General features: G+C 66.5%; 2 protein-coding genes. Both read left to right on the top strand.

The features are described 5' to 3' along the window. The coding region (locus B1964_RS29585; RefSeq protein ID WP_139765978.1) for a DUF3137 domain-containing protein at positions 1 to 530 on the top strand (530 nt) is incomplete at its 5' end. Beyond that, on the top strand, positions 527 to 1,132 hold the full coding sequence (locus B1964_RS29580) for a LemA family protein (RefSeq protein WP_079932316.1): 606 nt from the start codon (positions 527 to 529) through the stop codon (positions 1,130 to 1,132). The genes B1964_RS29585 and B1964_RS29580, both read left to right, overlap by 4 nt. Positions 1,133 to 1,244 lie beyond the last annotated feature (112 nt).

Raw genomic sequence — 1,244 nt, 5'->3', positions numbered from 1 at the left:
CACCGTTCTCCGTCGGGCGGGCCCGACGCAAGCGGGTGCGCGACGCGATGACCGGTCGCATCGGCGAGTATCCGGCAACGTACTTTCACTACACCTGGCTCAACAACAACCGGGTGAATCTGACGACGCACTACCGCAACGTGTTCACCCTCCGGTTGCCTGCGGCGCTGCCGCGACTGACGATGGGCGTCACCATCGACGCCACCACCGGAGAACGCGTGCTGTTCGAGTCGGCGGACTTCAACGAGAGATTCAGTGTCTACTCGACGAATCCGGCCTTCGCGCACGCGGTGTTCACGCCACGTACCATCGAGCGCCTCACCGAATTGGGCCGCACGAGCGGCGCGGTGATCATGACGAAGTTCGAGATCGTCGGCGACAGCCTGGTCGCCGTGACGACCCTCGGGAATCGGCCACACCACATCTCGGAGGTGTTCGCCGCGATGGCGCTGATCGCCGACGGGATCCCGAGATTCATCTGGACCGATTTCGGTGTGTCAGCCAGTCCGGGTGAGCGGAGCGTGTCATGAGTACCTGGGCCGCGGTGATCGTCGTCGTGGTCGTCCTCGCAGGTGCCGGGCTGTGGTACCTGTCGGCGTTCAACACTTTCGTTCGACTGCGCAACCTCGTGGCCGAGTCGTGGAAGCAGGTTGACGTCGAGTTGCAGCGCCGCCATGACCTCGTACCCAATCTCGTTGCGGCCGTGCGTCAGGCGGCATCATTCGAGCAGGGTGTGCTCGAGTCGGTCACGCGTGCCCGCACCGACGCACAACGGTTGACGGCGCGCGACGACGCCGACGTCGTCGCGGTCGCCGCAGCCGAGGAGTCGTTGAGCACCTCGCTGACCCGGATGCAGGCGCTGGCCGAGCAGTACCCGCAGGTGCAGGCGGTGCGTGGATACGACGCGCTGCGGCGTGAACTCGCCGACACCGAGGACCGGATCGCCGCCGCACGTCGGCTCTACAACGCCAACGTGCGCGCACTGAACACCAGGATTGAATCGATGCCGTCGGCGTGGGTGGCCGCGGCCCATCATGTGGGCCGCGCAGAGTATTTCGAGCCGGCGTCGCCCGCGGTTCGTGACGTGGTCGACGTCGGCGACCTGCTGCGCCGGGACCGTCGCGAGGCCTGAGCGGCGGTATCGCCGGCACGTACTCGTGCGGTTCACGTGGGGGTCGGCGGCTGATGGCGCAGTGTTCACACGCGCACGGCTCACTGGGCTCATGCGCATCGTGCAACTCGCA

It is taken from the genome of Gordonia sp. i37, from assembly GCF_002043085.1.
Classification (GTDB): Bacteria; Actinomycetota; Actinomycetes; order Mycobacteriales; family Mycobacteriaceae; genus Gordonia; species Gordonia polyisoprenivorans.
The sequence above is the reverse complement of the archived record's forward strand: the minus strand, read 5'-3'. Positions and strand labels throughout refer to the sequence as shown.

What these genes read in the sequence shown, in the direction of transcription:
- B1964_RS29580 (WP_079932316.1), top strand. Translation starts at nt 527, where the DNA reads ATGAGTACCTGGGCCGCGGTGATCGTCGTCGTGGTCGTCCTCGCAGGT.